We start from the raw sequence: 26,296 nt of genomic DNA on the forward strand, positions 1-26,296 counted from the left end.
CTCACCCCCCGGGGCGGGAGCGGTCGTCCGGCGCGCGCGGCGCCGCCTCGCCGGCGGCCAGCGCGGCGGGCTGCCCGGGGCCGCGCGCGCCGGCCGCGAGCGCCTGGCGCGCGCGGAACTCCTCCCAGGACAGCGGCATCGGCGGATCCTCGGAGTTGAGCCGCACCCGCTCGCCGACGATGTCGACGTCGTCGTTGGCCCGGATCTCCACGCCGCCGGGCGACGCCTCGACCTTCACCTCGCGCGCCGTGGTGCGCGCGCTCCGGCCGGCCTCGCGCACCGCGCTGCCGCGCACCCGCTCGTGCAGGCTCCCGCCCACCTCGATGGCGGCGTCCTGCGCCGCCTGGATCTGCAGCGTGTCGCACGACAGCGAGAGCGTCCTCGCGGCGGCGATCTCCAGCGACGCGCCCGCGAGCGACAGCACCGGCCCGTCGTCGGTCATCCGGATGGAGACAAGGATCTGCCCGGCCGCGGCGCGGATCTGGATCCGCTCGCCGGCGCCCTCCTCGGCGATCTCGATGGAGCGCCCCGAGGCGAGGGGCACCACCCGAGCGGGCGGCGCGAGCTCCGCGCCGGGCGCGGGCGCGAGGGCGCCGGCCTGCGGCAGAGGACCCTCCGGCGCAGGATCCTGCGGCGAGGGAGGCTGCGGGGGGAGAGGGGCGGGCGCGTCCGTCACGGCCGCATCGTAGCGCAGGGTCGGGCGCCGCGCGCGGTGAGTCGCGAGCGCGCGCCGGACCTCGCCCTTGCGTGCGCGCGTGGGCGGAGATACCCGTCGGACGCGACCCTGCAAGGAGCCCGATGAGCGCAGAGGCCTCCCCGCGTGTGACCCAGACCGTGCGGTGCGCGAAGAGCCACGACGGCAAGGTGTGGATGGTCTGCGTGGCCAAGCGCACGTACTCCTTCGCGGGCGGCCGGGTGACGCTCGCGGACGAGCAGGCGCCGGTCGTCATCGACCCCGACATCGAGACCGACCCGCACGACCGCTACCGCACGCTGCGCGACGACATGGACCTGTTCCCGCCGAAGCCGGCCACCGACGTGGTGGTGACCGGCCGGGCGCACGCGCCGGGCAAGGTGCGCGAGCTCATGGTCGGCGTGGCCGCGGGGCGGAGCGCGCGCGTGCTGCGGGTGCTCGGCGAGCGCCGGGTGGAGGTCTCGCTCGAGGGGCAGGTGCGCTTCCCGGATCCGGCGCCGTTCGAGAGCGTGCCGCTGTCGTGGGACCTGGCCTACGGCGGCTACGACGCCTACGCCCACGACGAGCTCGACCCGCCCGAGCGCCGCAAGGGGCGGCGGGTCGAGCCCTCGCCGCGCGAGGAGGGCGTCTTCGCCTACCCGCGGAACAAGGTCGGGCGGGGGTATTTCCTCGACGTGGACCGGGATCGGGCCGACGGCGAGCTCCTGCCGCAGATCGAGGACCCGGGGGATCCGCTCGCGGCGTCGCGCTTCTTCGTGCAGGCGCCGCGGGCGTGGCTCGACGCGCCGGCCTCGGGCGGGCTCGGCTGGGTGGCGCACACCTGGTACCCGCGGATCATGCGGGGGCTCGGCGCCTTCCTGGAGCACGATCCGCCGGCGAAGCCGATCCGGGAGATGGCGTTCGCGGACGGGGCGGACCTCGGGGGGCCGTTCCGGAAGAACGAGGTGCTGCCGCGGTTCGCGCAGGGCGCGGCGCCGGGGCTGGCGACCGAGCGGCTGCGGGGCGACGAGCTCGTGATCCTGAAGTACCTGGTGCAGGGGCAGCCGGAGGTGCAGTTCGCGCTGCCCGGGGAGGCGCCGGCGCTGTCGGTGCGGCCGCCGGGCGCGCCGAAGATTTTCACGCCGGAGGCGGTGCTGCAGACCGTTCGCATCGACGGCGAGCGGCGGACGGTGTCGCTGACGTGGTGCGGGGCGGTCCGGCTGCTCGCGCCGATCGCGGAGGAGCAGCTCGCGGAGACGAAGCTCGGGGTGACGTGGGGGCGGTGGTGAGCCTCCGCGGCTCACGGTGCAGGTGACGGGGGCGTCGCCGCGAGCGCCTCGAAGGTCGCTGGGTCCGGGGCGTCGGTGATCAGGCGGCCAGCGGGTAGGCGATCCCCTCGAGTCGCAGGAGCGCCGGGTCGATCTGCAACGTCGACACGCTGTCGATGGCGTAGGCAGGAGCCACCAGCTCCTCGATTCGATGGGGCAGGAGCGTGTCGAGGACTTCCTGGATCAGGTACTTGGACAAGACTCGTTCCAGGAGCCCTGCGTCGAGGCGCAACAGATCCTCCAGGGCGGGCCAGTCGAGCGCCTGGAGAGCGCGGACCTCCTCCGACTCCGCGTCATAAGGAAGATCCTCGATGAGCTCCTCCCGGAGCTGAGCGAGCTCCCTCCGCATCGCAGCAAGGAATCCGCCGGTCTCGGCCTCGATCCGGTACACGTGCGCGGGGAGGCCGGGGCAGCCCTGCCCGAAGTTCATCGGGCGGCGGGTGAGCGACCCAGAGGCCGTGGGGTTTCCGTTCACGAAGCACCGCAGCTTCATGTGACATCCTCCAGCGTCAGCACCTGATCCTGCCGTCCACGATCCTGCCGTCGGGATGATACGCGATGTACCCGGATGGGACGAACCGCTCTCCGACGCGCCCAGGATCGGAACGGACGCCTTCTCGCATGAAGAACTCCTCTGGGCTCTCGATGACAGGAATGTTGCTGGTTCCGTTCCCCGGGACGATGCGCGTCGTCTCGATGCTCAGCGGGCCGAGCTCGTTGGCCTTGTCGATGACCTTGCCTGCCTGGGCCTTGGACAGCCCGCCGAAGCCCACGTCGAGATCGCTGTCCGGCCTGAAGTTCCCGCGTATCCTGCTTCCCCCGAAGACCGCGGACGAGTTGCGCTTGAAGGATTCGTTCATGATCAGACGCGCCTGATCTTCCGTGAGCCCAGGGATGTTCTTCACGGCGTGGTCGATCTGCTCAGGGGTCGGATCCAGCCCCAGCGTGTCGACGGCCCAGGTCGGCGCCGCGTTGAAGCCGAACGGGTCGCCTCCACCGGCGAGGCCCAACGGATCCGGACTGCACCACCTCCCCACCTCCGGGTCGAAGTACCGGAACCTCGTGAGGCAGAGCCCCGTCTCCTCGTCCGCGTACTGCCCCAGGAGGCGGAACGGCGACGCCACCCCTCGGCCGGCCTCGCCCTCGCGCCCCGGTCCAGCGAACGCCTCGATTTCCCGACCCCACGCCGAGTGCGCCGCCGACCATGCCACCCGCCCGTTCGCGTCGAGCAGCTCCTTGGGCACGCCGACGTGATCGTTGAGATAGCTGAACACCTCCCCCCGCTCGGACTGGAGCAGAGGCACGAACGTCCCTGGAGCGTGGACGAAGCAGCGGGATCCCTGCTCGCTGTCGATGTCGGCCGCCAGCACGTCACCGTCCCACAGAAAGCGCACCTCGCGCCGCCGATCGCCGCGCGCGTCGAAGACTTCCTTTCGCGTCCGCCGCCCGAAGGCGTCGTAGCTGAAGACGACCCTCTCTCCGGAGGGCAGCCGCACCTCTCGCAGGCGATCACGGCAGTCCCAAGCATAGTCCGTCCGCTCGGGCTCCTGCCCTTCCCCCTGCTGTACCTTCATGATCCGCCGCCCTCGCCGGTCGTAGGCATACCTCGCCCGGCAGGTGCGGAGGAGCAGGTCTCCCCGCCCGATCTCCCACGTCGCTCGTCGTGCGTCCGGCGCGCTCTGGTCGAGCCCCTCCAGCATCATCGACACCGCTCCGGCGGCGTCGTACTCGAAGACGTCGCGGTGTGACCCACGCCGAGCCTCGATCAGCTGCCCTATCGCGTCGTGGCGGTAGCTCGTCGCCCCCCAGCGGCCGTCCCTGACCTGCTCGACGCGGCCCAGGGGGTCGTATCGCCAGAGTCGCTGCACCGCCGCCGTGGGCGCGCCCCCTCCGGGCGCGCGGACGTCGGCGCGCTGCTCGATGATGCGGTCCATCGCGTCGTACTGGCTTCGGATCGAGACGCGCCCCTCCGCGTCGCCCCGCGCCTTCTCCCGGCCGAGCGCGTCCCGCTCGATGACGAGCCCATGGCCGTCGTGCTCCACATGGACGAGATCGTTGAGCGCGTCGTAGGCATACCGCGTCGTCACCCCGTCGGGCATGACGCGCTGGACGCGGCGCCCGAGCGCGTCGTACCCGTAGCGCAGCGTCCCCCCGCCCTGCGTTTCCGACACGACCCGTCCGAGCGCGTCTCGTTCAAAGCGGGTCACGATGCGCTCCCCGCCCTGCTCCACCGCCGCGCCGAGCAGCCGCCCTGTGGAATCGCGATCGAACTGGATCGAGCCGTCCGTCGCGTCCTCCCGTACGACCTTGCCGAGCGGGTCGTGAGAAAACGACCGGAAGCTCCCGTCCGGGTAGTCGATCCGGGTCAGGCGCCCGCCCGCCGAATAGCTGTATCGGAGCACGCGCCCGTCAAAGGTCCTCTCCTCCGTCACCCTCCCGGCGGCGTCGTAGGCGAACTCGTACGCCTCATCTCTCGGGTTCGTGATGCGCTGGAGCTTCTCTCGGGCGGTGTACTTGAACGACCACGCGCGCCCGTCGGGCTGCTCGAACCGGGTGAGCACGCCCGTCCCGGCGTGCTCCAGCTCCGTGGTCTGCCCGAGGGCGTCGACGATGCGGCAGAGGTTGCCGAGCGCGTCGTAACCCGACTGCGTCTCGGTTCCGTCCGGATACCGCACGACCAGCGGCCGACCGAGGCGATCGTAGGTCACCCTGCTCGTCCTGCCGAGCGCGTCGGTCCGCGATGCGACGCGCCCCAGCCGGTCGTAGCCGTACAGCTTCCTCGAGCCGCGCGCGTCGACCTCTTCGACGACGAGGTGCCGGCGGTCCACCACGAACGACACGAGCACCCCTTCATCGCCTCGGATCGCGCGCAGGTGTCCGCGCTCGTCATAGCTCAGCGCATAGCGCTGCCTCGACGGATAAACGACCCCTGTCAGCGACCCGCTGGCGTCGTGTTCGTACCTCGTCGCCAGCCCGTCGGGCCCGATGCACACGACCGGCAAATCATCCTCGAGCTCCCACTGGGTCACATTCCCCGCAGGATCGATCTCCTGGATCTTGTTCCCCCGCGCATCGTATTCGTACCGCGTCGCCTCGCCGGCGCCGTTCGCCTCGGCGACCACGTACTGGTCCTCGTCCACCTCGCAGGTCCTGAGGACGATCCCGTCCGGCGTCTCCTCGCGCACGACGATCCCGTCCTCGTTCCAGCGCAGGATCCGCGGCTCCTCGTTGCCGGTCAGCCACGTGATCCGCTGCTCCAGATCGACCCGGAGCTCGACCGTGTGCAGCCCGCCGTCGCCCCAGGTCTTCCTGCACCAGCCGGTCTCGGGATCGTAGTCATAATAGAAGCTCACGCCGTTCTTCAGCGTGGTCTTCACCATGCGATGATCCTCGTCGTAGCCGTAATGCTCGGCGTGTCCGAGCGCGTCGGTCGCGCTCGCGAGCTCGCCCATCCTGGTGTAGGCGTAATCGACCCACTGCTCGAGGATGCCCTCGGCCCAGACCTCGAGCCGGGCGATGCGGCCGCCGTGGCTCATCTTGACGCGGACCTCGCGGCCCGCCGTGTCGATGACGCGGTGGAGCCGCTCTCCCGCAACCTCCAGCGTGATCGCGTTGCCGTGGGCGTCCTCGATCGCGCGGAGCCAGGCCCTGCCCTGCGGCGCGGCCGGCGCGAAACGTCGCGTGAGGCGCGACGCATGGTTGTAGACCGAGAAGCCGCCGCCCTGCTCGGCGCGCAGCGTCAGCCGGTCCGGCCGGTGGAACGCGCTCTCTCCCGCGGCGATGCGGGGAAAATAGACGTCGCGCCCCTGCTCGTCCCGGAGCGTGATGCGCTCCTCGTCCGCCTCGATCCATTGCTCGAGGCTGTGCGTCCACCCGCCCCGCCCCAGCGATGTTCGCTCGAGCGCGCGGGCCGACGAATAATGACGCTCCCAGAGGAGCGGGATCGCGCCGGGGAGCGAGAGGTCCACCTTGCGGTCCACGACCGTCCCCGAGGTGGCGTCCACCGGGTGCCCCGTGAAGAAGCACTTCGCGTTCTTCAGCGCCGACGCCGCCTTGCCCTTGAGCGCGCGCGCCCCCTTCCCGAGGGCCTTCCCCGCCTTCCCCATCTGCTTGGTCGCTGCCCGCAGCCCCTTGCCGACGAGGTCCTTCCCCTTCTTGAACAGCGGCTTCAGCACCTTGCCGCCGAACTTCAGCAGCAGCCCGCCCGCGATCTTGGCCGCCCCCTCGAACAGCAGGTCGAGCACCAGGTCGATCGCCAGCGTCACCGCCCCCATCGCGAAGTCCCCGAAGGTCGGCGTCGTCTGCACCGTCCCCGGGTTGAGCACCAGCGAGGTCGGCCACCGGCCGATGTCCCAGCAGTCCGCGTTGAGCGACACCGGCCCGCCGATCACGCAGCAGGTCGCCTTCTCCCCGCAGATCTCCACCGCGCCGCGCGGCAGCCAGCACTTGTGCGAGCCGAACAGGATGTGGAGCGGCGTCAGCGCGTCCAGCGGATCCGGGACGATCCCGAGGTGCGGCCAGAGGAACTTGGGCTCGTGCTGGTGCGCCACCGAGGGCACGCCGTTGAACAGCACCGTCGGCTTCTGCTTGTCCCCCAGCGTGAAGGGGTGCAGGAGCACGAGCTTCAAGAACTTCATCGGCGCCGGCGGGAAGATGTGGAACCCCTGGTGCATCTCCAGGCCCACGATCAGCCAGCCGTTGATGTCGTGGAAGTTGTGCGCCACGTCCGGTCCTCGCCTCCGTCATCCGCGCGGGAAGGCCTCGGTCGCCTCGAGCCGCGCCCGCCGGTGCTCCAGCTGCACCAGGCCGTAGCTCACGCTGGCGCGCCAGAGCAGCCGTACCTCGGCGGCCTCGGCGTCGATGTCGACCGCGTCGAGCGCCGGCACGAGCCGCTCGGACGCGCCGCCCACGGCCACCGTCACCGCGACGGGCGGCGCCGGCGCCTCGAACACCAGCGCCTCCCCGCCGGGCCGCATCCCGCCGAGCGCGATCCGCGTCCCGGGCGCGATCGCGTCGAACGTCGTCCGTGGCGCCGCTCGGCTCGCCAGCTTGCTCGCGCCGCTCTGGTCGAACTGCTGGTCGTGCCACACGTGCGCCGCGCGCAGGCCGCCCCAGAGCGGGTAGGGGGCGAAGCAGACCGGCTCGGGGCGGTCGTTCCAGCGCCGGATGAGCTGCTCCGGGTGCTCCAGCTGCGGCAGCGGCTGGTCCTGCGCGCGCGCCGCGTCGGTGATGAACCCCTTGCCCTCGAAGTTGTGCGGATACCCGCTCTCGTGCTCCGGGACGAACGCCTCGCCGCCGCCGTCGTCGTCGCCGAGCGACACCACCCGCGCCGGCTCCTGCACGACGCCGCCGTAGGCGTTCCGCCAGCTCATCTCGACCCGGTCGAACGCGAGCGGCGCGCTCGGCGCGAGCCCTCCGCCGACCGAGCGCTGCCACACGCGCTGCCCGTACGCCACGATCGCCGCGTCGCGCTCGCCCACCCGCAGCACCGCCGTGGCCTCGCGCGCGCGCCCCTCCCTCGGGTAGACGAACCCCGTCGCGCACACCGACGCGACGCTCTTCTGGAGCATCCCGTCGTGCGGGTACGGAAGCGCCGGGTCGAGCAGGAGCGGCCGCTGGGCGGGCGCGAGGGCGAGCCGGCCGCCGGCGATCCGGTACGTGATCGCGGTCAGGAAGATCGCCGTCACCCGGTCGTCCTGCTCCGCGTTCGGGAGCATCGCCGCGGGCAGCGGCGTGTCGTTCGAGAAGCGCATCGCGGCCGTCGGTCTCGTCGGTTCCGTCAGTTCCGTAGTTCCGTCAGTTCCGTCAGTTCAGCTTGATGAGCCCTGCCGTCACCTGGACCATCCCGCCCCCGTCCATCTCGATCGGCGAGCCGTTCACGGTGACCTTGCCGCCCTTGATGGCGATCTCGCCGTCCTCGATGACCACCTGGCCGCCCTTGATCAGGATCTGACCGCCCTTCAGCTCCAGCGTCGAGCCGTTCACATCGAAGAGCGACGTGTCGACCTTCATCGTGCTCGACGCGTTCACGGCGAGGGTCGTCGACTTGAGCGCCTGCACCCCGTCGGCCTTGATCTCCTGCGACGGCGCCTCGATCTTCTGGCTCGCCGAGGACTTCAGCCCCTGAGGCCCGGTCGCCGCCACGGTCTGCTCGCCGCCGACGTTGATCTTCTGGCTCGCGGCGACGCTCACCTCGTGGGTGGCCAGGTACGACGTCGTCTGCGCCCCGGTCACGGTCACGCTCCGGGTCCCGGTGACCGTGAGCGTGTCGTTGCCGGTGACGTCGCCGGAGCGGTTGCCGGTGACCTTCTCTTCCTGGTTCCCCGTGATGCTCGCGCTCTGGTTGCCGGTGACGGTGAGGGTCTGGTTCGCCGCGACGGAGACCGTCTGGTTCGCGCCGATGGTCACGTTCTGGTTCGCGCCGACGGTGGTCGACTCGTTCGCGCCGATGAGCTCCGAGTTGTTCCCGCCGACCATGGTGCTGCGGTTCGCGCCGGTCGACTCGTTGCGGTTGCTGCCCACGGATGAGCCGCTGTTCGCCGCCACCTGCTCGCTCCGGTCGTTGCCGACCTCGCTGTTCCAGTTCATCGGCGTGTGCAGCAGGATCTGCTGGCTGCCGGCGGTGTCGTCGAAGCGCAGCTCGTTGTGGGTGCCGCCGCCGGGGCTCGTCATCGTCTTGAAGGTGCTCACGGTCGGCGCGCCGCCCGGCGGGCGGTTCTGGCCGTTGTAGACGCGGCCCACGACGATCGGCCGGTCCGGGTCGCCCTCCTCGAAGTCGACGATCACCTCCACGCCGACGCGCGGGTGGAACACCGCGCCCTCGCCGACGCCGGCGAACACCTGGTTCACGCGCACCCAGCACGAGGACGGCTCCTTCGCGAGCCGCTCGGCGTCCTGGTCCCAGTGGAACTTGACCCGCACGCAGCCGATCTCCGCGCCGGGCGGGCCGCCCACGTGGATCTCCGCGCCCTTCGCGCTCGGCTCCGCGGTGACGAACGCCGTCTGCGTCCCCTGCACGCGCGGCTTCGGCGTGACGCGCGCCGGCCGGAAGCGCGACTCGGCGACGCTCCCGTTCTTGCCGCGCCGCGCGCACTCGAACCGCGCCGTGAACGGCACGCCCTGCAGCGCGAAGCGCCCCGAGAGCTCCGGCGGCAGCGTGCCTTGCTGCTCGCCGCGCGACTCGACGCGGGTCACCAGGTACTCCCCGTCGTACCGCGCCATCGGGTGGTCCAGCGCGAACACGCTGCCTGCGCCGAGCATCCGCGCCGTGCCCTCGCCGACGGCGTAGCTCGCCTCCACGGTCAGCCGATCGAGCTTCGCCTGGGCGAGCGGCCGCCCCTGGTCGGGCGTGTCCGGGTACCGCCCCGGGTACTCGTGGTCGACGAGGTCTTCGCCGTCCGCTTGGCCCGTCGTGGTGACGGCCATGTCGAGCGCGGGCTTCTTCCAGTTGTAGTCGACGAGCGACACCTTCTTGGGCCGGAGGCGCGCCCCGAGCTTCATCGTGGCGATCTCGCGGCCGAGCACCCCCGGGCCGAGCGGGGCGAACGGGGCGAGGCGCGCCCTGCCGCCGTCGGCGTCGGCGAGGACGAGGAGGCACGCCTTGTCGCCGTGCTCGAAGTGGTAGCTGATGCCCTCTTCCTCGAGCAGGCGCGACACGAACGCGAGGTCGCTCTCGTTGTACTGCACGCAGTAGGGCCGCGTGGCCACGTCGTCGATGCGGGCGGGGTCGGTCACCCGCCATGCATAGAGCTCCCGCGCCGTCTGGAAGGTGAGCGCGTCGCCCCCGTCGGGCTCGATCGAGGCGCCGTCGTCGCGGTGCAGCGACGAGTCTCCCTGGAGCACGGCGTCGATGATCTGGCGCGTCGTCTTCTCGAGGAAGATCCGGCAGCGGGTGCGATGCATCGAGCGCGCGAGCGGCGGCGAGAGCACCACGCGGTAGAGCATGCCGTCGTAGATCGGCGCGAGCTCTTCCGCCTCGGTGATGATGCCGTGCACCACGCGGTAGGCCGGCTCGGAGTGCGTGGTGAGGCGCAGGGTCGCCCGGGCCCCGATGAGCTCTTCGGGGTCCACGACCGGGGCCGGCTCGTGGGCGGCGAGCGTGAGCTCGTAGCGGTACAGGCTCGAGATCGCCTCGCTGCCGCGGAGCTCGACGACCTGCAGGTGTCGCCAGGGCCCAGCTGCTTCCGAGGCGCCCTCCCAGGCGAAGGCGAAATCGACGTCGTTCACGGCGCGGACCTCCCGTTGAAGGTGGGGTCACCCTAACCTGTCCGGGCGCCGGCTGGAACTGGGGGCAAAGTCACGGCGTTGCCGCTCGCCGGGCCGACGTCGGCCCGAGAGCGGTGCGGCGCGATCGGCGTTCACCCGTCGGAGCGGACGCAGCGCGTGAGCCGCCGATCGCGGACCGAGTGGTCCTGCGATGTGCCGATCGTGAAGTTGACGAGGATCGCCTTGTCGGCGCTGCCGATGGCGGGCGTCGACGACCAGAAGACGTCGGGCGGCGTCCCCGGGAAGGCCTCCGGGTCGAGCGCCGGCCCGGAGCGTCGATCGTCGACGATCGAGAGCAGCTCCTTCGCGCTCGGCAGCCGCCAGTCGCCCTTGCCGGCGAGGGTGAGCTCCTCGCAGTGGGCGAGCGCGCCGCTCCAGACGAAGCGGGTCAGGGAGGCGTGACGCTCCCAGACGAGCCCCGTCCGCCGATCGAGCACCCACTCCTCGCCGAACGAAAGATCGGGCGACTCCACCCCGCCCTCGCCCCCGACGCACAGCGCTCGCGCGCCGGACATGTCCTTCCGGAAGAACCCCACGGACGCGTCGGCGGCGAGCACGCCCCACGCATAGTGGTCGTCGTCGGCGACGTCGGTCGCGGACCAGTAGAAGCTGTCCTGGGGGCTCGTGAAGAAGATGTCAGGGAACGCCGTGGTGTGGCCGAAATCCAGGATGGAGACGAGCTCGCGCCGCGTCGGCAGGCGCCACTTCGCGATGCCGCCGACCTGATCGACGCTGAGCGTCGTGCAGTGCTCCATCGCGCCCTGTAGCGTGAACATCCCGTCCTCCGTCACCTTTTCCCACGTGAGCCCGGTCACCGAGTCTTTTACGGTGTCATCGTCTTCCGTGTAGGAGGGAACGGCGATCTCGTAGTTGCCATCCTGTCCGAAGACGGGCTCCGACGGTTCCGGGCACGCCTCGAGCACGATCGTCCCGTCGGAGCAGCGTCTCGTCGGCGAGTCCGGCCACGTCACCGGCACCGTGGGCGTCCCTCCGCTGGCTCCTCCCCCGGCGCCCGATCCTCCATCGCCATGCGCGCCCGCGGCACCGTTGCTGACGCTCGTCCCAGTCGTGTCGCCGGCGTCTTCTCCGGTCGCGTACTCATCCCAGCGCGCGTCGATGATCTGCGCGCACCCGAGGACGGCGAAAGCCGCCAGCCCGACCAGAGTCATCGCCGCACACGTCCTCGCAACCATGCCGCTCGACATCCCGTGGAGCGTCAACCCCATGCGCACCGGGCGTCAAGAAGCGGGATGGGGCCGCCGTGAGCGGGCACGAGTGGTGACTGTGTACAACCCACGCTGGCGCTGCCGCGATGATTCTGGTCCATCGCTGCGCGATCGACCAAGGCCGCCCGGGCCAGTTGCTCAACATCGAGCAGTGACGTGCGCCCCCTGCGCGCCTGGCAACGGTGAGGCTTCCATCGTAGCTCCGGCCAGCCGGCGGCGGTTACGGCGTCGACTTTCTTGCCGCGGGAGCGTCGGTGCCGGAGGCTCCGGCGCCATGGCTGGCGAGACGATGACGGACGCGTGGGCAACGGTGGTGTTGGTCGGGCTTGCGGTCTCCGCGGCCGTGGGTTGTGCGCAGGTCATCGGTGCAGACTGGGACGGGTACGCGAGACGCGGGGGCGGCGGAGACAACACCGGAGGCATGGTGGGGACCGGCGGCGATGGCGGAGCCGCTGGCGCGCCGGGCGACGGCGGCTCCGGGGGTGGCGCGTCGTCGACAGCGGTGTCGGGCGGGGGAGGCGAGGGCGGCTGCGCGGCGTGCAAGGCGGGGGAGTTCTGCACGCCCAGCGAGACGTGCGTGCGCTGCGCCGACCGCGGCGGCGTGCTGTCGTTCGGCGCGCCGACGGCGATCGAGGTCGAGGGATCGAAGCCCGCGTTCCCGCGCGTGCGCGAGGAGCCCGGCGAGGGCGAGGGCGCGGCGACGCAGCGGCTCGTCTACGTGGCCACGTTCGGATCGAGCGACACGCAGATCGCCACGGCGACGGGGCGGCCCTGGACGGCGGGCGAGGTGATCGCGAGCGCCGCGGTCAATTCGCCGCAGCCGGAATCGGGCCCGCTCCTCCTGCCGGTCGACGCGCGCTCGCCGCACACGGACTTCCCCGAGGGCTCGCTGCTCTTCGATCGCCTCCTCGCGGGGCCGGGCAGCCTGCCGCTGCTGTTCGTCGCGGACCGGCTCGAGGCGAGCCAGGCGGAGACGTTCGACGCGCTCAACCTGGACGGGGGGAGCCGCTCGGTGGCGGTGGCCCACGGCATTTGGCCCTACCGGTACTGGTTCATGAGCAAGCACCAGGAGGGCGGGCAGATCACGAGCCGGCTCCTCACGAAGCTCGCCGAGGACACGGAGGCGCAGGAGCTCGACATCGTCCTGCCCGGCCAGTGCCCGGCGCAGGGCGACGACCTCGCGCCGTGGGTGACGCCGGATGGGAGCGTGCTCTTCTTCCAGGCGCCCTACAACGCGCGGGGCGATTGCGCGGAGGCGTCGGTGCTGCGGAGCTTCTACGTGCGGCTCGGAGCCGACGGGCTGCCTCTGAGCGGGGAGAATGCCAGGATGCTGCTGGCGAACCTCAAGCCGGAGATCGCCGTCATGACGCCGTCGCTCTCGCCAGACGAGTGCACGCTCTACGTCGCGTCCGATCTGGATCCGGTGGACCGGCAGCAGAGGCTTTATGCCTCGTCGAGGCGCTAGGGCAGCGTCGTGTCCAGATGAGGTGTTCCGGGTTTCCGTGGCTTGATTCTTGACGACGAAATGCTCGTGCTGGAGGCTTGTGTTCCATGGCCCACAGAAGCTTGGTGGCTTCGCGTGCGACGGTGACTCTGGTAGGCTTTGCGGCTTCTGTGGCCGCCGGATGTGCGCAGATCATCGGCGCAGAATGGGACGCGTACGGCGGCCCTGGATCGGCGACAGGGGGACAAACATCCACGTCCAGTGTCGGGAGCGGCGGGAGCGGCGGCAGCGGCGGCGGGTGCCCGGGCGGGGGCGAGGTGTGCGGCGACACGTGCGTCGACACGAGGACGGACGCGGAGCACTGCGGCGCGTGCGATGTCGTCTGTTCGGCCGTCGGCGGTACGCCGAGCTGCCATGACGGCGTCTGCCAGCCGCCGGCGTGCGAGGAGGACCGCGGCGACTGCGACAAGGACCCCGAGAGCGGCTGCGAGGAGGATCTCCTCACGAGCCTCGCGCATTGCGGCAGCTGCGAGAAGCCGTGCAGCGGCCAGTGCGTGCGGGGCGCCTGCGTCGTGCCGAAGCACATCTCGGCCGGCACGGATTACACCTGCGCGGTGCTCAGCGACGGCTCGGTCTGGTGCTGGGGCAGGAACACCTGGGGCAACCTCGGCGACGGCACGCAGCAGCAGGATCGGCCGAGCCCGAGGCAGGTCGTCGGCCTCGGCGGCGCAGCCGCCACGGTCGCGACGAGCATCTCGTCGGCGCGCTCGCACACCTGCGCGGTGCTGACCGACGGCGCCGTGGCGTGCTGGGGCGCCGGCAACAGCGGGCAGCTCGGCGACGGCGAGGCGAAGAGCGCCCTCTCCCCCGTGCGCGCGAAGGAGCTCGCGGGCGCGACCCAGGTCGCCGTCGGCGGGAGCCACACCTGCGCGGTCACGACGTCGCACGGTCTCTGGTGCTGGGGCGAGGGCAGCTCCGGTCAGCTCGGGTACGGGGACGAGGCCGATCAGTTCGAGCCCACCGTGGTCCTCGACGACGTGGCCTCGGTGAGCGCCGGCCTCTCGCACACCTGCGCGGGCATGATCGAGCGGATGGGCGAGCGCCGGATGAGCTGCTGGGGCCACAACGAGAGCGGTCAGCTCGGCTCCGGCGACTTCCAGCCGTCGAGCGTCCCGCGCACCATCAGGGGCCTCACCAGCGTCGCGATCACGACCGCGGGCGCCTTGCACACGTGCGCCGCGCCGGCGACCGGCGTGGCCTCCTGCTGGGGCGAGGGCGCGCAGTTCCGCCTCGGGACAGGCACCGTGAACATCGAGGCGGCGCCGCGCGAGATCCCGGATCTCGTGGACGTGAGCCGGCTCTCGCTCGGCGCGAGGCACTCCGGCGCGGTGCTGGCCGACGGGAAAGTGCTGCTGTGGGGCGACAACACGAAGGGGCAGCTTGGCAACGGGACGCAGGACCCCGCCTTCACCCCGCAGCCGCTCGAGCTGACCGACGTGATCGAGCTGGCGCTCGGGGCGGACCACAGCTGCGCGCTCAGGCGCACGGGCGAGATGCTCTGCTGGGGAGACAACCGGAACGGCGAGCTGGGCGACGGGACCAACGAGCCGCGGCTCGTGCCGACGCCCGTGGCGTGGCCAGTGCGGCCGTAAAGCGGGCTCCGGGAAACCGAGCGGATGGGCGCTGCGCCCCCGCGACGCCTCAGTCAGGCTCCTTCAGCTTCCCGCCAGCAGTTTTTGCAGGTAGCTGCGATGGATGCCTGCGGCGGCTCACGCGCCGCAGGTCGCGCGCATGTCCGGGTCGTGCGCATGCTCTGGAAGCGAGCGTCGCGCTTTGTGAGCGGTGCAGGCGCCTACTCCTGCGGCTCTCCGCGGCTCAGCTTCTTCGCGATCAACTCCCGCACCTCGGGCGGAATCGCGCGCAGGATCTCCTCGGGCGTGAGCCCCTCGAAGCGCTGCTCGGGCGTGAGCCCCTCGAAGCGCTGCTCGGGCGTGAGCCCCTCGAAGCGCTGCTCGGGCGTGAGCCCCTCGAGGCGCTGCTCGGGCGTCAGCTTCGCCAGGAGCTTCTCTGGCGGCAGCTGCGCGAGCATCTGCTCCAGCACCTCTTCGTAGCTCTGGCGAGCCAGCTCGTAGTCCTTCACGGCCATGGTGCCCCGCTGCCTCCGGAACTGTTCGACTTGCTGGTACAGCGTATTGTACACCCGAGCTTCCTCCGGATCCAGCGGCAGGATCTGCCCCGCTCCCTTCAGGTACGCCCGGGAAAACATGTAGAGCAGATGCTCCGTGGGGCTTTGCCGGCAGGCCTCGCGTGTCTCGACGCCGTGGAGCAAGAGGCCGTTGAGCTCGCCCCGCCAGAGACCCCCGCCCACCGGCGCGAAGCTCCCGCGGAGGCGCTCGACCTGCCTGACGAAACCCGCGGGGATGCGGTCGGCGATGGCCATGAGGCACAGCTCGTCCGGGTCGAGCAGCTTGTTGTGCCGCATGTACAGGGCACCGTAGGCGAGCAAGGCCAGCACGTCCTCGGGCTCCAGATCGTCGGTGGGACCTTTGTGCTCGATGAGCGTGTGCTGCCGCAGGTGACCGAAGATGCTGTGGAGCTTGCGCGCGTCTCCAGCAGGTTGAACGGCCAGGCGCAGGACAACGATGTCCACCCGGAGGGGCATGCGGTTCAGGAGGAACTCGGGATACAACCGCCAGCCGCTGGGCAAGTAGAACTCGAGCAGGGCGACCAGCATCGGATGCCAGGCGGTGACCCTCTCCCGCGGAGGTGTTTCGGGCTCGGTCATGACGCACGAGACATCTAGTCTGCGTCGGTGGCCTAAGCCAGGGGAAATCACGACGGGATGGCCCAAATATGTCAACGATGAGGTGCGGATTTGCGCACGACGGGAAGAGGCAGACCGTAATGTCTGCGCTGGCGCGGGAGGCGCGCGACGCTCTCCCCGGAGCGCGCGGCGTCGGTCGGCGCGATGGACGAGGCCGCTCTAGGCGCGCTGCGCGAGCACCTGAAGCGCGATCGCCGCTGGCCGTGACGATGAACGAGGCCGAACCCCGGGCCGTTCCGCTCCGCTCCTATCTGTAGAACGCCACGTCGTCGATCCAGAGTTTGTATGGGCTGCGCGCTCCGAAGCGAAACTGGATGCCCCAGACCTTCGTCAGATCCACCGCCGCGAACACCTGGCCCCACCCTGACTGCTTGAGCTCGGAGAAGGCTACCTTGTACCGAGTCCAGCAAGGCGTCACCGTGACTATCTTGGTGAAATGGTCGTCGCACTTGGTGCAGACGCCGCCTTTGTTCCAGGTCTGCACATCGACGACGTCCACGAGCACCTTCGTCGAGGAGCCGCTGTCAGCACGGGCGAAGAAGGTGATGCCACGGAACTCGGAGGCGTCGTAGACGCCCGGATTTGTCTCCGTCTCATTGCTGTTCAGACGAAAGCCGAAGAGGGCTCCCCAGTCGGTGAACTTGTCGTCCGCCTCGGAATACGCGGCGGACAGGCTGCTGCCGCGCGGTGGTTCGATGGACGTCATGAAGAACGTCTCGTTCCTTCCGGGCTCTTGCGTGCCGAGTCCATCGCTTCCCACGAACCAGGCCCCTCGCCGGGGGTTCTCGGCATCGTCGATGGAGATGATGGTGCCGTCGCCGTCCTCCATATCGTCGATCAGCGACAGGTCCATGGGTTCGCCCGTCGGCGGCTCTTCTACGCAACCAGCTCCCGCGCCGCCGCCGCCGCCGTCACCGCCCGCGCCGCCGCCTCCGCCTCCGGTCCCCGCGCCTCCGCCTCCGGTTCCCGCGCCCTCGCCTCCGGCGCCCGCGCCCTCGCCTCCGGCGCCCGCGCCTTCGCCTCCCGCGCCCCCGCCGCCGTCGCCTCCCGCCCCTCTGTCTTCACCTCCCGCGCCCGCGCCTCCGCCATCGAGCCCGAGCCCGTAGCTCTTGTCGAAGCCGAAGAGCTGGGCACACCCAAGCCCGAGCACCGCGATGGCGCACCCGCCGGACCACCGCGCAAAAGCCAGCATGCTGTTCAGGGTCATGACACCGCTCTCCGAGATGCATCAACAAGTCACGACGTTGGCGACGCGCACCGCACCGTGAAGCGCCGCGGCCGCGACGCGAGCTGCCGCGGCAAAGAACCGAGACAGCGTGTGACGGCACCTTTCCAGGCCAACCCCGCCGAATCGAAGCAGCTCGGCGATGCTGGGCGAGAGTCTCCTACATGAGATGCCGATATGCGGAGCATCCCGCCATCGGCTGCGGACAACTCGCTTCCCACGTGTGCCAAAGAAGTATCTCCATCATGGCAAATATCATACGAAGATTTGCGAGACTACCCGTTTCACCTCGAAAGGGCGCGCGGGGGCTCTTTCATCGCGCCGCGTAGCGCCGCATAGCGCCGCGATGCGATCGGGTACCGCCGACGAGGTGCGCTCCTGCCGGAATGGAGAAGGAGCGCTAGAAGAGCGAGGTGCGAGGCGATCACGAGACACGAGACGACGCGCGCCTCCGCGCGCACGAACCCGTCGAGCGCGGGCGCGACGCACGTGCTATGCTGTGCAGCTTGCGATCGACGACTGTCCGGCGCTGGGTGAGCGCCGGAGGCGGCGAAGGGGAAGCCGACGTCCTGAAGGCCTCCGTCGATGTGCATCGCGGTGAGGTTCTGCCGCGCCACCTCGCGCTCCGCTCACGTGACCTCGGGGCCGCCGAAATCCACGACCTCGAGATTCGCCCGTCCACGGTGGATGACGCTGATCGCGCGCTCCGTGGGCCGGCGACCGTGTTGCTGCGGTTATCAGCACACCTGCCAGATCGTCACGGTGCGCGTCGCCGGCGCGGATCGGTTTCCTCCGGAGTCGATCGCCTGGAGCGTGATCCTGTGCGTGTCGCCGAAGCATTCCCCCGAGTACAGCCGCGCGACCACGCTGCTCCCCCTCCCGAGCTCCGCCGGCTGATCGTTCGTCCGGTCCGTGGTCCAGACCAGGCTCTCGCCGCTTAGGGGGCCGTCCTCGATGTCCATCGCCGAGCCGACCAGCGTCACGTCCTTGAACCACCTGGAGCGCTCGCTGTCGTAGCCGTCCCACGGCTCGAGCTCCAGGTCTCCGGCGGGCGCCACGATGCTCGCGGCGGGCGGCTCGTCCGTGCAGGTCCTCGCGGAGATGAGCACGCTGTCGAGCGGCGCCGGGTCGTCGTAAGCGAGGAGCTCCACGCGAGAGGTCCCCTCCGCGAACGACGTCGTGAGCGATCTGCCCGTCCCGTGGCTCGCGCCGTTCGCGCGCCACCGGATCCGCGCGTCCGGCACGACCACCGAGCCGAACCCCGGAAACAGGACCTCGGCCATCAAGGTCATCTCCTCGTTCGCGCAGACCTCCACCGCGCTCGCCGGCTGGGTGATGCGCCCGACCGGCCGCGCCGGGACCGGCGCGGAGGCGGTGACCTTGTAGACGTTGTCTTCGCCCATCGCCGCCCCCACGGCGAACTCGATGCGCTCTCCCGCCTCGGCGACGACGCGGTACGTGCGCTGCGTCGACGAAGCGCTGACCGCCAGCAGCCGGCCCTGGACGATCGTCACATGACCGTACGCGGTCGCGTCGGGCATCTCCAGCGTCACCGTGACCTCCTGCGGCGCGGCCGGGGAGGCCGGCAGCTGCAGCCGGTAGAAGTCGACGTCGGGGGCCGCGGTCATCGGTCGGTCGGTCGGCAACGTCAGGATGGTCCCGCTGACCGATCGCCCGAAGGGCAGCGGCGTCGCGGTCTCGGCGGTGTCGTTCCGCGCGAGGAGCTCGCTGAAGTTCAGCGACGCATCGGAGAACCCCAGGGCGGCCACGTCCGGCACGTCGGCCGCGGCCATGACCGCGGCGAGCGGGTTCACCAGCTTGCGGCGCCGATCGGGCTGGTCGGCGTAGCCGAGCGCCGCGAGCTCGGCGTTGCTGAACGTGTTGTCCGGCGACAGCAAGATCTCCTTGATGCGCGCGACGATCCGGGAGCGCTCCGCCGCGCTCAGGCCCTCGGATCGCGGGTTCAGGCGGCGGTTCGCCGCCTGCATGTTGGCGATGACGCCGGCGATGAACGGGGCGGCGGCGCTCGTGCCGCCGAGCTCGCGGCGCACCCGCGGAGCGTCGATGTCGTCGACGCACTCGGGCGCGAGGTACGCCGTGCGGATGGGGGCCCAGATGTCGACGCGGTCTCCGTAGAACTCCGCGTTGTCGAGCCCCGCGCCGACGGCGCCCGCCACGATCGCCTCGGGGATCATGGCCGGGACGATGCCCCAGCGCTCCGTCCTCGGGTCGCTCAGGTCGACGAGGTCGCGCACCACCGCGGGGAGCGACCGGCGCGACAGCGCGTTGCCGGCGATCGTCACCACGGGGACGCCCGCGGCGGCCGCGCTGCGGACGCCGGCGCTGATCGGGCCCTTCAGGTCGCCGAACGAGAGCGTCGCGACGCAGGCCGCGGTGGCGACGGCGGCCGAGCCCACCGCGGCGGCGCACGCGATCGCGCCGACGATCGGGATCGCGCTGGCCGCCGCGCACGTGGCCGCGGCGGCGGCGTGCGCTCCCGCCAGGACGACGCCGCAGATCCCGAGGCGGCCTTCCGGCGCGCAGATGTCGACGTCGGGGCCGAGGTTCGTGAGGATCCGGCACGGGTACCCGCCGCTGATGTTCACGACCGAGGCCCCCTGGGACACGGCGAGCCTGACGCCGCGCCCGATCTCGAACGCGTACGCGGCCGCGTCGTACTTGTAGAGCATCGGGACGGCGACCTGGCCCGCCACGCCCGCCGCGCCGACGCCGTTGTTCACCTTCGCTCCGATCGTCGCGACCACGCCGGTCCCGTGCCACGATCGCTTGCCGAAGAAGCTGTTGCCGACGGTCGGCGGCCCCCACGCGGCTCCGGGCCCGCAGCGGACGCCGCCGAACCAACCCGCGGTCATGTCGCACGCGACGACATCGCCGCGGTCCGGCCAGCGGAGATCGTCGGTCGGCGCGAACCCCGTATCGAGGACGGCGACGTTGATCCGCTCCTCGTCAATCTCCCACAGCGCGTTGAACGCCCACACCGCCGGCACGTTCTCCACGCAAGGCCGGCTCGCGTCCCCCGGCACGCAGGGCAGCGGGCTGCCTCGCGCCGGGGTCATCTTCATCGAGTGCGTGAGGTGCCCCTCCTCCGTCGCCGAGATGACGGGCGCTCCCTGCAGCTGCAAGCGCGGGTTCACCCCCACCTGGTAGCCGTCGAGCTGCAGCTTCATGGCGAGCGAGGCGATCTGCAGCGCGCCCGCGTCGCTGGCGTACAGCGGATCGTCCTCCCCGAGCAGCGCCCGCAGCGCGGCCGCGTCCGAGGCCCGCTCGCGGCTCGGGTCGACCTCGACGAGCACCGCGTCGCGGCCCCCCTCCTCGTCGCTCTCGAGCGTCGCCTTGACGCTCCCGCCCGTGTCCCTCAGGAACGCCTCGAGCTCGTCGCCGTCGGCCGGGTAGAGGATGAGCTCCCGCGTCGCGATCTGCACGGGCAGCCCTCCCCTGGGGAGCAGGGTGCCGTTCGGCTTCGCGCCTGCGCGGCCCTCGTCGTCGCTCATCGCGACGCCGGCGTCGACGGTCGGCGCTGCCGCCGCGGGGTCCGCGAGCAAGGCGAAGTCGAAGACCACGTCCTCCTCGAGCGCGCCCTGCGGCGCCCGCGTCTTGTCGACGAAGTACTGCGCATAGAACAGCTTTCCGGGCCACGCGCTGAGCACGCCGTCGTTGAGCGCGCCGCCCCCGTCGGCCTGGACGCGCAGGGGGGCCGTCGAGGCGAAGCCGGCGCGCGAGGCGACGAGCTCGAGGAGCTCCACGTCGCCCGTCTCCGGCGCCGCGAGGGCGATCGTCAGCGGCCCGGGGCCGAGGTCGACGCCCCCCGGGTCGAGCGTCGCCGACAGCGCGTCGCCCGCATCGTACACGACGCGGTCGAGGCGCAGCGCGAGCCTCGGCGGCCGCTCGACCTGGGAGAACGTCGCCTCGCTCGGCGGGCTCGGCGCGTCGCCGCGGCGCTCGCCGCCTCCGGAGCTGCAGGCCGCGACGGCCCCGCACGCCAGCGACATCCACCTGAAACACGGGCGCTTGAGCATGGATTCCTCCTCCTCCGGTGAGCTCGGCATTCGCGGAGAGCGCAGAGAGGCGCTGGGGCGTCCGCGAGGGCGACGGGCGGCGACGCGGGCCGGCGCCGCGTCGACACGGCGGTTCCCGCGATGCGTTGTCCGACGCGGCGCTCCGCGCACGGCGTCGAGCCGTGCGCCGATCGCTCCGTCACAGGCGGTAGGAGCAAACGCGGTGCCGCCCGCTCGTGCCTCGATTTCACGGCCGCCGCCGTCTTCAGCGCGACGGCGGCGCCGAGAACCTCGCCTCGCGCGGAATCCGCGTCGAGGGCGAGCGCCTCCGCGGGGCAGCGGCCCGTGGCCGCGCCGCCCTGCGCCGCGGCGCGTGCATCTTATTTCGAGCGGCCTTTCCGGATAAGCTGTCGGCCGGAGCGATCATGTCCCGCACGCCCATTCCGACCTGGTGCTTCGCCGTCGTGCTGGTGAGGCTCCAGCAGCGCTTCTTGCTGGTGCACGAGCGCAAGCACGGCCAGCTCTGGTATCTGCCGGCGGGCCGCGTCGAGCCCGGGGAGACGTTCGCCGAGGCGGCGCGGCGCGAGGCGCTGGAGGAGACGGGCGTCCCGGTGGAGCTGGAGGGCATCCTGCGCGTCGAGCACAGCCCGAGCCGCTACGAGTCGCGCTTCCGGGTCATCTTCCTCGCGCGCCCTGCGGACGGCACGCCGCCGAAGAGCCAGCCGGACGAGCACTCGCTCGAGGCGCGGTGGGTCACGCTGAAGGAGCTCCGGGCCTTGCCGCTGCGCGGCCCCGACGCGGAGTCGTACTGCGCCGACGTGCTGGCCGGGGCGCAGGTGTTCCCTTTGTCGCTGCTCGGGGCCGAGGGGGAGCCTCTCCTCGTGAGCGGGCGGTGAGCGGGCGCGCGTCGGCAGGCCGCTGAGCCGGCGCCCCTGTTGCCGCAGCGCCCGCGTTGCTCGCGGGGGCGGCTCCTCGGGGCGGCGCGCCTGCGCCCGATCCACTGCTCGAAGCAGCGCCCGGTGAGCGCCTCGAGCTCGTCGAGGAGCGCGGGCTCTCTCGTCGTGAAGTCGAAGCACGACTTGCCCTGCATGCGCTCCTTGAGCTCCGGGCTGATCCGCCGCCAGCTCGACCGACGAGCTCACGTGAGCTTCAGCTTCATCCCCTCGTGGCTCGCCACGAAGCCGATCCGCTCGTAGAACCGGTGCGCCCGCCGCCGCACCTTGGTCGACGTGAGCTGCACGCGGAAGCACCCCCGCCGCCGCGCCTCGTCGATGGCCCATCGCATCATCGCCTCGCCGATCCCGCGGCTGCGCAGGCTCGGATCCACGATCACGTTCTCGACCTGCGCCACCCGTCCCCCGAGGTACGCCACGTGCTGGATGATGGTCAGCTGGAATGCGCCGGCGACGCGCCCCTCGACCTCGGCGACGAGCAGCGCGTTGTTCGGATCCTCCGCGATGGCCGCGAGCGCCTCGCGGTAGCGCGGATCGAGCGGTGGACCGGGGTGATCCGTCTTCAGGATGCCCTCGTCCTGGATCGAGAAGAGCTGGACGACCGCCGGCAGGTCTGCCTCGGTGGCGCGGCGGATGGTCGGTGCGAGCTGCGGCTGACTCATGCCCGGCATTCTGCCCCATCCCGCGCCGGCGCTGGGCGCCGTGCAGCGCCCGCCCGCTCCCGGCGCCCGCGCGACGCGCTCGCCGCGAGGAGCTCGGCGACGCGCCGCGTAAAACCATCCTCGCGGACCGGCCACGGCGCGCGAGCACGCGAGCAGGAGAGAAAGTGGCGTTGAATCGAACTACAGGCTCTCTCTCTTCTCTATGTCTATGGGATTCGCTTCGTGGCCGTGTGTCGTCTGGACACGAGCGATCAAGCCGTGCAGAGTCACCGCATCACGAAGTCATCCGGAGGACAGTGTCGATGCGCGTAGTCAACACAGCCAGCATCCCCGCGATAGAGTCTCTCAAGGCGGATGAGCGCACCCTGCTCGGGCTGTTCAGGGATATCCGGAAACACGAGGAGCTCTCGGCTTTCCTGCCCGAGGCGTGCCGCCTCTCCCTGAGATGGGTGCGCCTCGCCCCGGGTCAGCCGATCAGGCCTCGTCAGCTCCCCGGCAAAGGAATGATCGTCATCACCGACGGTTCGGGCGAGGTCATCGGAGGCTCGGTCCGGAGGGTCCAGGCGGGAGACGTCGTGCTGGTGCCTCCCGGCGGGCTGCAGGGGCTCATGGGCGCGGCGCCGGACGGGCTCTCCGCGATATCCATCCACTTCGAGGGAGAGGACGCCGGCTGGGACACGCCGTGCCTGTGCGCGACGGCCGCCCCGGGCGGCGCTCCCCCGGATCGATCGGAGTCTCCTCTGGATCGCCTCGTCGAGGAGAACGAGGCCCACGCGCGGGAGTTCGCCGGCAGCCCCCTGATGCAGCTCATCCGATCGGAGCGCGCGCTCGGCGACGACGTGAAGCGACGGATGCTCGGCGCGCTCCAGATCTGGTCGAACGCCTTCCAGAAGGTCCTGTGTGCCAGGGTCGTGTTCGAGTCGCACCCCGCCGCGATCACGATCGCCGAGCGTCATCTGGCCGAGGAGGTCGGTCACAACCGGCGGCTCGCCCGGATGCACGGCCCGTCGTCCTCGCCGTCCTGGGATCGGGGCATCGCCGCGGCGTCGTCCTGGTTCATCGAGCGGATGGGCTCGGCGTCCACCGAGGAGCGGACCGTCCTCATCCACTTCGTCATCGAGCGCTGCGCCGACATCCTCCTCAGCGCCGCCCAGCAGATCTTCCCCGACTCGGACTATTTCGCCACGCACGCCGAGGTGGACGCGGAGCACTTCAGGCTCGGGTACGAGCTCCTGAAGAGCCTCCCCGGCCTGGACATCGCCCCGCTCCGGGGCGCGCTGATCGAGGGTTGGCAGATGATGAACCTGATCTGCCAGCGCATCAGCGACATCGCCGAGCGCGGCTGCGGCGCGGCGGCGGAGCTCCCGGCGCCCGACGTCGTCGGCGACGTCTCGCGCGGGCGCGCGGAGCTCTCGATGGCTCCCGCCGCGGAGTGAGCTGCGGAGATCTCGGATGTGAGGAGAAGATCTGCGGAGCGAGGAGAAGAGAGGAGCCACGGAGGCGCAGAGGACACAGAGGGAGAGATGAGAGCTTTTCTCTCATCGATGTCCTTCGTATCTTCTGCGCTCTCCGCGGTTTCTCCTCGTTCGTGAGCCCGTGATCGCCCGTGGACCCGGCGTCAGCTCGCGGCCTTCACCACGTCGGTGATGCCCTGGACGCTCTTCGCGCTCTTCGCGAGCATCTCTTTCTCTTCCGCGGTCAGCGGCAGCTCGACGATCTTCTCGACGCCCTTGCCGCCGATGACGACCGGGACGCCCATGTAGATGTCCTTGTAGCCGTACTCGCCGTCGAGGTACGCCGCGGCCGGGAGCAGCCGCTTCTGGTCGAGCAGGTAGCTCTCGGCCATCACGACGGCGCTCGACGCGGGCGCGTAGTAAGCGCTCGTCCCCATCAGCTGCACGATCTCGCCGCCGCCCTTGCGGGTCCTCGCGATGAGCGCGTCGAGCTTCTCCTTGCTGATGAGCTCGGTGGCGCGCACGCCGTTGATCGTGCACGCCGACGGGATGGGCACCATGTCGTCGCCGTGGCCGCCGAGGACCATCGCGCGCACGTCCTTCACCGACACGTTCGCCTCGTGCGCCAGGAACAGCTGGAAGCGCGCGCTGTCGAGCACGCCCGCCATGCCGAGCACGCGCTCGCGCGGGAAGCCCGTGCGGCGCTTGAACTCGTAGACCATCGCGTCGATCGGGTTCGAGATGACGATCACCAGCGCGTTCGGGCAGTGCTGCTTCGCGCCGTCCGCCACGCTGCGGATGATCGGCAGGTTCGTCGCGACGAGGTCGTCGCGGCTCTGGCCCGGCTTGCGCGGGATGCCGGCCGTGATGATGAGGACGTCGGCGCCGGCGCAGTCGGCCCAGTCCGAGGTCCCCTTGATGGACGCGTCGTAGCCGAGCACGGCGCCGTTCTGCTCGAGGTCGAGCGCCTTGCCTTTCGCGAAGTCGGTCTTCTGGGGGATGTCGAAGAGCACGACGTCCCCGAGCTCCTTGCGCGCGATGAGGGCCGCGAGCTCCCCGCCGATGTTCCCGGCGCCGATGAGGGCGATCTTCTTTCGGTTTGCCATGGGCGGCCCCTTTACCACCCCCCCGGCCGGAGACCAACGGGGGTCCCGGCCGGGGCGCGGGGGGAGGAACTCGGCCGGGGTCTTCGGAAACCTGTCGACTCGGCCCGCGAGGCCGGGTAAGCCGCGCCCCATGGTCACCGAGGACGATCTGCGCACCGCGCTCGGCCGGGTGCTCGAGCGCACCTCGCTCGAGGGCCCCTTCGCCCGCTACGAGGGCAAGGTGCGGGACTGCTACACGACGCCGGACGGCCGGCGCCTGCTCGTCGTCACCGACCGCATCAGCGCCTTCGACCGCGTGCTCGGCACGCTGCCCCTGAAGGGGCAGGTGCTGAACCGGCTCTCCTCGTTCTGGTTCGAGCGCACGCGGGGCGTCGCGCCGAACCACATGATCTCCCAGCCCGACCCGAACGTCCTCGAGGCGATCGAGTGCACGCCGCTGCCGGTCGAGATGGTGGTGCGCGCCTACGTGACGGGCGTGACCTCGACCAGCATCTGGACGCACTACGCGCGCGGCGAGCGCGTCTTCTGCGGCCACCGGCTCCCCGACGGCCTCCGCAAGAACGAGCGCCTGCCGCGGCCCATCCTGACGCCGAGCACCAAGGCGCCGAAGGGCGGGCACGACCTCTCCGCCTCGCGCGAGGAGATCCTCGCCCTCGGGACGATCGCGCCGCGCGACTTCGACGCCGCCGCCGAGATGGCGCTCGCGCTCTTCGAGCACGGCGCCCGCTTCTGCGCGGACCAGGGGCTCATCCTCGTCGACACCAAGTACGAGTTCGGCAAGGACCGGAGCGGGAACATCGTCGTCATCGACGAGATCCACACCCCCGACTCGTCCCGCTTCTGGTTCGCCTCGTCCTACGACGAGCGCTTCGCGGCCGGCCAGGACCCGGAGTCGTTCGACAAGGAGTACGTGCGCCGCTGGCTCGCCGCGCGCGGCTTCCAGGGCGACGGGCCGATCCCGCCGATCCCCGACGAGGTCCGGATCGAGGCGTCGCGCCGCTACATCGAGGCGTTCGAGCGGATCACCGGCGCGGCGTTCGTCCCCGACCTCGAGGACCCGGCCGTGCGCATCCCGCGCAACCTGGGAGTGTAGGTGGGCGCGGCCTCGCCCGTGCCCGTG

The 26,296-nt window shown here is 71.1% G+C and carries 17 protein-coding genes; 6 read left to right on the forward strand and 11 right to left on the reverse strand.

Annotated features, from left to right (window positions below; genetic code table 11):
* Position 1 precedes the first annotated feature (1 nt).
* Positions 2 to 676, reverse strand: coding sequence for a hypothetical protein (locus tag WMF33_RS07670; protein ID WP_437336521.1), 675 nt, complete (start codon positions 674 to 676; stop codon positions 2 to 4).
* 122 nt (positions 677 to 798) lie between these two features.
* Here WMF33_RS07670 and WMF33_RS07675 point away from each other — a divergent pair, with 122 nt between their 5' ends.
* The gene (locus tag WMF33_RS07675; RefSeq protein ID WP_437336522.1) at positions 799 to 1,962 is read left to right on the forward strand and encodes a DUF2169 domain-containing protein; all 1,164 of its coding nucleotides are present in this window, start codon (positions 799 to 801) and stop codon (positions 1,960 to 1,962) included.
* 79 nt (positions 1,963 to 2,041) lie between these two features.
* On the opposite strand, the gene WMF33_RS07680 is transcribed toward WMF33_RS07675, so the two are convergent.
* The 5 genes from WMF33_RS07680 to WMF33_RS07700 form a co-directional block, all read right to left on the reverse strand.
* Positions 2,042 to 2,494: a hypothetical protein gene (locus WMF33_RS07680; protein WP_437336523.1), complete on the reverse strand. Its 453-nt coding sequence runs from the start codon at positions 2,492 to 2,494 to the stop codon at positions 2,042 to 2,044.
* Positions 2,495 to 2,510: 16 nt separating this feature from the next.
* Positions 2,511 to 6,725 carry a DUF6531 domain-containing protein gene (locus tag WMF33_RS07685; RefSeq protein ID WP_437336524.1) on the reverse strand — a complete coding sequence of 1,405 codons (4,215 nt, stop codon included), beginning with the start codon at positions 6,723 to 6,725 and terminating at the stop codon, positions 2,511 to 2,513.
* 18 nt (positions 6,726 to 6,743) lie between these two features.
* Complete coding sequence (locus WMF33_RS07690) at positions 6,744 to 7,754, reverse strand: DUF2169 domain-containing protein (protein WP_437336525.1); 1,011 nt, start codon at positions 7,752 to 7,754, stop codon at positions 6,744 to 6,746.
* A 52-nt stretch (positions 7,755 to 7,806) separates the two neighbouring features.
* Positions 7,807 to 10,227: a type VI secretion system Vgr family protein gene (locus WMF33_RS07695; protein ID WP_437336526.1), complete on the reverse strand. Its 2,421-nt coding sequence runs from the start codon at positions 10,225 to 10,227 to the stop codon at positions 7,807 to 7,809.
* A gap of 131 nt (positions 10,228 to 10,358) precedes the next feature.
* The gene (locus WMF33_RS07700) at positions 10,359 to 11,435 is read right to left on the reverse strand and encodes a DUF1566 domain-containing protein (RefSeq protein WP_437336527.1); all 1,077 of its coding nucleotides are present in this window, start codon (positions 11,433 to 11,435) and stop codon (positions 10,359 to 10,361) included.
* Between the two features lie 331 nt (positions 11,436 to 11,766).
* Between WMF33_RS07700 and WMF33_RS07705 the strand changes: the two genes are divergently transcribed.
* Positions 11,767 to 12,957 carry a hypothetical protein gene (locus WMF33_RS07705; protein WP_437336528.1) on the forward strand — a complete coding sequence of 397 codons (1,191 nt, stop codon included), beginning with the start codon at positions 11,767 to 11,769 and terminating at the stop codon, positions 12,955 to 12,957.
* 149 nt (positions 12,958 to 13,106) lie between these two features.
* Entirely contained in the window at positions 13,107 to 14,588 is a 1,482-nt protein-coding gene (locus WMF33_RS07710) for a hypothetical protein (RefSeq protein ID WP_437336529.1), read from the forward strand.
* Between the two features lie 200 nt (positions 14,589 to 14,788).
* On the opposite strand, the gene WMF33_RS07715 is transcribed toward WMF33_RS07710, so the two are convergent.
* The 3 genes from WMF33_RS07715 to WMF33_RS07725 all read right to left on the reverse strand — a co-directional run bounded on the left by WMF33_RS07715 (position 14,789) and on the right by WMF33_RS07725 (position 21,022).
* Positions 14,789 to 15,721, reverse strand: a complete 933-nt coding sequence (locus WMF33_RS07715; RefSeq protein WP_437336530.1) for a hypothetical protein — start codon at positions 15,719 to 15,721, stop codon at positions 14,789 to 14,791.
* 286 nt (positions 15,722 to 16,007) lie between these two features.
* The gene (locus WMF33_RS07720) at positions 16,008 to 16,967 is read right to left on the reverse strand and encodes a hypothetical protein (protein ID WP_437336531.1); all 960 of its coding nucleotides are present in this window, start codon (positions 16,965 to 16,967) and stop codon (positions 16,008 to 16,010) included.
* 755 nt (positions 16,968 to 17,722) lie between these two features.
* Positions 17,723 to 21,022: a S8 family serine peptidase gene (locus tag WMF33_RS07725; protein WP_437336532.1), complete on the reverse strand. Its 3,300-nt coding sequence runs from the start codon at positions 21,020 to 21,022 to the stop codon at positions 17,723 to 17,725.
* Between the two features lie 404 nt (positions 21,023 to 21,426).
* On the opposite strand from WMF33_RS07725, the gene WMF33_RS07730 reads away from it, so the two are divergent.
* Positions 21,427 to 21,897, forward strand: a complete 471-nt coding sequence (locus WMF33_RS07730) for an NUDIX hydrolase (protein ID WP_437336533.1) — start codon at positions 21,427 to 21,429, stop codon at positions 21,895 to 21,897.
* A gap of 242 nt (positions 21,898 to 22,139) precedes the next feature.
* On the opposite strand, the gene WMF33_RS07735 is transcribed toward WMF33_RS07730, so the two are convergent.
* Positions 22,140 to 22,616 carry a GNAT family N-acetyltransferase gene (locus tag WMF33_RS07735; protein ID WP_437336534.1) on the reverse strand — a complete coding sequence of 159 codons (477 nt, stop codon included), beginning with the start codon at positions 22,614 to 22,616 and terminating at the stop codon, positions 22,140 to 22,142.
* A gap of 503 nt (positions 22,617 to 23,119) precedes the next feature.
* On the opposite strand from WMF33_RS07735, the gene WMF33_RS07740 reads away from it, so the two are divergent.
* The gene (locus WMF33_RS07740) at positions 23,120 to 24,052 is read left to right on the forward strand and encodes a hypothetical protein (protein WP_437336535.1); all 933 of its coding nucleotides are present in this window, start codon (positions 23,120 to 23,122) and stop codon (positions 24,050 to 24,052) included.
* Positions 24,053 to 24,234: 182 nt separating this feature from the next.
* On the opposite strand, the gene mdh is transcribed toward WMF33_RS07740, so the two are convergent.
* The gene (gene mdh / locus WMF33_RS07745; RefSeq protein ID WP_437336536.1) at positions 24,235 to 25,176 is read right to left on the reverse strand and encodes a malate dehydrogenase; all 942 of its coding nucleotides are present in this window, start codon (positions 25,174 to 25,176) and stop codon (positions 24,235 to 24,237) included.
* A 130-nt stretch (positions 25,177 to 25,306) separates the two neighbouring features.
* Here mdh and WMF33_RS07750 point away from each other — a divergent pair, with 130 nt between their 5' ends.
* Positions 25,307 to 26,269, forward strand: coding sequence for a phosphoribosylaminoimidazolesuccinocarboxamide synthase (locus WMF33_RS07750; RefSeq protein ID WP_437336537.1), 963 nt, complete (start codon positions 25,307 to 25,309; stop codon positions 26,267 to 26,269).
* Positions 26,270 to 26,296 lie beyond the last annotated feature (27 nt).

The organism is Sorangium sp. So ce394 (genome assembly GCF_051474665.1).
GTDB classification, from domain to species: Bacteria; Myxococcota_A; Polyangia; order Polyangiales; family Polyangiaceae; genus Sorangium; species Sorangium cellulosum_D.